Source organism: Rugamonas violacea (assembly GCF_016461825.1).
In the GTDB taxonomy this organism is placed as follows: Bacteria; Pseudomonadota; Gammaproteobacteria; order Burkholderiales; family Burkholderiaceae_D; genus Rugamonas.
Genome location: NZ_JAEMNU010000115.1, coordinates 1 through 3975, shown reverse-complemented (window position 1 = coordinate 3975; position 3975 = coordinate 1). Strand labels below are relative to the sequence as shown.

Here is a 3975-nt window from a genome sequence, read left to right as displayed (position 1 = left end):
GCTAACCAGTACTAATTGCCCGTAAGGCTTGTCCCTATAACCTTAGCAGGTTGTGAGAATAAGAATTATGTGTCGCCTGAGTTGTTGAGACATCGTTCATTACCCCGATCTTTACTTTGAATAAACGGTATAAATCGTTTATAATGCTTCTTCCGGATTCAAGTGCCGCTGTCCAATTGGAAGCGAACACTGTACAAGTCAATGCCTGATGACCATAGCAAGTTGGTACCACCCCTTCCCATCCCGAACAGGACCGTGAAACAACTCTGCGCCGATGATAGTGCTGCAACCAGTGTGAAAGTAGGTTATCGTCAGGCTAGTTATATAGTAGTAGTGAAAAAACCCCATCAGCCCGAACGCGCTCAAGACCGCGTTCGGTGCAGATGGGGTTTTTTTTCGTCCAGCGATTTTGTTGCGTGATGGATGCAACATCGATACACACGGTTTTTGATGCCAGGAAACTTAAGGTGTACCATATCCCTTTAGTATTCATCCGCCCCCACATGAAAAACAAGCAAGCCCAAGCCAGTCGTAGCAGCAATGGACGCAGCCAGGAGCTGCATCATCTTGTCCGCCGTGTGCTTCGGTGTGCTGGACTGGCCGCCATGTTGGCCGCCGCGCCGGTATGGGCCGATGAGCTTGCCGATGTGAGTAAGCTGTTAAAGGCGGGTAAGCTGCCCGAGGCGCTGGGCAAGACCAACGACTTCCTCGTCAAGCATCCAGCCGATCCGCAAATGCGCTTTATGAAGGGCGTTTTGCTGACGGAGCAAAACAAGTCCGATGAGGCGATCGCCATCTTCAGCAAATTGACCGAGGATTATCGCGATTTGCCGGAGCCCTACAATAATCTGGCCGTGCTGTATGCCGCCAGCGGGCAATACGAAAAGGCTAGGATCGCGCTGGAAAAAGCTATCCGCACCAATCCAAGTTATATGACCGCCTACGAGAACCTGGGCGATGTCTACGGCAAGATGGCCAGCCAGGCTTACGATAAGGCGCTGGCCCTGGGCACCTCGGTGCCGCCGACCAAGTCCAAGCTGACCATGCTGCACAATTTTTCCAGCAGCACGGGTTCGAAGACGCCGGAGTATCTGGCCCAGGCCACGCCTGTCCCGGCACCGGCCCGGGCTGCCGCCAGAGAGTCGGTGCAACTGATTTCAGCGTTGCCGCCCGACGCCGGCAAGTCGGCGTCGCCACAGCGGATTCCGGCCATGTCTGTTTCGCCGCCAGCGGTGCTGGCCAACAAGGCCGCGTCGCCGGTCGCAGTCCCGCCGCCGAAGGCCGATGTCGCCAAGCCGCCTCAGCCTGCCGTGTTGGCGAAGCTTGAATCGGCCAAGGCGCCACCGCTTCCAGTGTTGGCCAAGGTCGACCCTGTCAAACCGCCGGCCGCGCCAAGCGCCGCCAAGGCTGAGCCGACAAAGCCACTACCTGCGCCTGTGCCGGCCAAGGCTCCGCCGCAGGCAATTGCTCCGGTGCCGGCCCTGCCGCCGCCGGGCATGGTGTTCGCCAAAGTGGATGTGCCCAAGCCGACGCCGGTTGTGGCGAAGGACGAAGCTGCCAAGCCAGTGAGCGCGCCCGCGCCGAAGGCGCTGGAAGACGGCGAGCGCGAGGCGGCGCTGACTTTGCTGCACGGCTGGGCCAAGGCTTGGACGGCGCAGAATGTCGACGGCTATCTGGCTTATTACAGCAGTGATTTCACGCCGCCGAAAGGATTGTCGCGCAAGGCCTGGGCGGACGAACGGCGCGCCCGCATCGCCGGCAAGGGGCGTATCCGGGTCGAGGTCAGCGCCGCCCAGGTGGCGCTCAACGGCGACAGCGCCAAGGTGAGCTTCCGCCAGTCGTATCAATCCGACCGCTTGTCGGCGAACACCCGCAAGACACTCGTGCTGATCAAAAATAGTGGAAAATGGCAGATCAAGCAGGAGTCCTCGGGTAGCTGATGTCACACTTACGATTTTTCCAGCGTTGCCGTACGGCCGCGCTATTCTGCTTGGTTGTGGGCGCCGGCCTGGTCGGCGGCCCCAGCGACGCCGCGCGCAAGCATGCGCCCGCGCCGCTCGCCCGCAAGGCCAATCCGGAAGAGCTGCTCAGCGAGATCTACCGCGAGCTGGCCCAGAACAATTTGCGCCAGGCGCAGCGCCAGGCCGACAGTCTGGTCGAAGCCTATCCGAATTTCCGCCTCGGCCATCTGGTGCGCGGCGATTTGCTGCTGATGCACACACGCCCGGTCAGCACCTTCGGCGCCGCCGCGCCGGCGGACGCCGAGGGGCGGCTGAACGATCTACGCCGCGAGGTGGCGGTGCGCTTGCAGGCGACGCCGGGCCGGCCGTCGGACGCGCTGCTGCCGCGCGCGCTGCTGCAGATGCGCAAGGACCAGCGCCACGCGCTGATTGTCGACGCCAAGCATTCCCGCCTCTACCTGTACGAGAACAAGAACGATCAGATCCGTTTGCTGTCCGACTTCTATGTCAGCCAAGGCAAACTGGGCGTGAACAAGCTCAAGGCAGGCGATCTGCGCACGCCGGTCGGCGTCTATTACATCGTCGGCCGCTTGGCCGGCTTCAAGCTGCCCGACATGTACGGCAAGGGCGCGTTGCCGCTCGATTATCCGAACGACTGGGACAAGCTGAACGGGCGCAGCGGCTCCGGCATCTGGGTGCACGGCACGCCGCCGGAGACCTTCAGCCGGGCGCCGCTGTCGACCGACGGCTGTGTGGTGCTCAGCAACGACGATCTGAACACGCTGACCCGCACGGTGGAGATCGGCACCACGCCGGTGCTGATCGGCGAGCAGGTGGAGTTTGTCAGCCGCGAGGTGATGGAGCGCGACCGCAAGGTCGCCAGCGAGCTGGTGGAGAACTGGCGGCGCGACATGGAGCGGCGCGACGACGCCAGCGTGCTGACCCACTATTCGCGCCACTTCAAGGCGGCCGGCGAGGAGAGCGCCACGACCTGGCTGGCCAAGCAGCAATTCCTGCCGGGCGCGCGGCTGGTCCGCGTCATGGTGAGCGAGCCGAGCTATTTCCGCCAGCCGAGCCGCGAGGAGATCATCGTCAGCAGCTTCACGCAGCAAACCGTGGTCGGCAAGTTCCGCCACGCGGTGCGCAAGCGGCAGTACTGGGCCAAGGAGGGGCGCGACTGGAAGATCGTCGCCGAGTCCAACGTCTGAGGCCGCAATCGCGGCGGACAATAAAAAAGCGCTTCAAAAAACGAAGCGCTTTTTTGTTGCCGCGAGCGGTGCTCAGAAGTGGTAGGCGGCCTTGAGCTCGACGAAATTGACGCCGCTGTTGGGCTTCTTGTAGCCGCCGTTGGAGAAGTGTTGGATCTTCGCGCCGACTTCCCATTTGTTGTCGAACACATAGCCGACGCCGATGTGGTCGCCGAACTGGAAGCGAGTCGACAGGCGGTTGTCGTCGTTGTTGTACAGGTCGGACAGGCGGTGCACGCCGATGCCGCCCTCGTAGTAGATGCCCTTCTTGTTGTCGTTCTCGAAGCGGAACACCGGCGTGAAGCCGAGGTCGCTCAGGTGCATGTGGGCGCCGGGAACGTTGTTGGCCTGGTTGCCGCGCCAATAGGCGAAGCTGGCCTCCCAGTAGCCGCTCAGGTGGGTGCCGTTGGATTGGAACCAGCGCGCGTCCCAGTCCTTTTGTGCGGCCACACGCAGCAGCTTGATTTTCGAGCCGGTGCCGGCGTCGAGTGAGACGGAATCGACCAGTTGATTGTCGGCCGCGAAGGCCGAGTGCATCGCCAGCAACGCGGCGGTGGCCGCGATCAGTTTCTTAGCAAACATAGTATCCTAACAATGTGAACGCTGTATCTCTTCGTGTATACGGCTGCGGCAATTGTACCGGGGTTCGTGAAAACTTTCCGGCGGGCCAATTTTGGGTATTCCGGACGAACGTGACCAGTGATTCCGGCATCGTGACCAGTCATTCCATTTGAACGTGACCGCCCATTCCGGGCGAACGTGACCGA

General features: G+C 61.4%; 3 protein-coding genes and 1 rRNA gene. 3 read left to right on the top strand and 1 reads right to left on the bottom strand.

The window, feature by feature from the left end; translation table 11 throughout:
* Positions 1-204: 204 nt before the first annotated feature.
* The 3 genes from rrf (at position 205) to H7U20_RS20555 (ending at position 3169) form a co-directional block, all read left to right on the top strand.
* Positions 205-317, top strand: a 5S ribosomal RNA gene (rrf, locus tag H7U20_RS20565).
* Positions 318-503: 186 nt separating this feature from the next.
* Positions 504-1940: a L,D-transpeptidase Cds6 family protein gene (locus H7U20_RS20560; protein WP_233410955.1), complete on the top strand. Its 1437-nt coding sequence runs from the start codon at positions 504-506 to the stop codon at positions 1938-1940.
* 56 nt (positions 1941-1996) lie between these two features.
* The gene (locus H7U20_RS20555; protein WP_370593207.1) at positions 1997-3169 is read left to right on the top strand and encodes a L,D-transpeptidase family protein; all 1173 of its coding nucleotides are present in this window, start codon (positions 1997-1999) and stop codon (positions 3167-3169) included.
* Positions 3170-3241: 72 nt separating this feature from the next.
* On the opposite strand, the gene H7U20_RS20550 is transcribed toward H7U20_RS20555, so the two are convergent.
* Positions 3242-3790, bottom strand: a complete 549-nt coding sequence (locus H7U20_RS20550; RefSeq protein WP_199761012.1) for an acyloxyacyl hydrolase — start codon at positions 3788-3790, stop codon at positions 3242-3244.
* Positions 3791-3975: the final 185 nt, after the last annotated feature.

What these genes read in the sequence shown, in the direction of transcription:
- H7U20_RS20560 (WP_233410955.1), top strand. Translation starts at nt 504, where the DNA reads ATGAAAAACAAGCAAGCCCAAGCCAGTCGTAGCAGCAATGGACGCAGC.
- H7U20_RS20550 (WP_199761012.1), bottom strand. Translation starts at nt 3,790, where the DNA reads ATGTTTGCTAAGAAACTGATCGCGGCCACCGCCGCGTTGCTGGCGATG.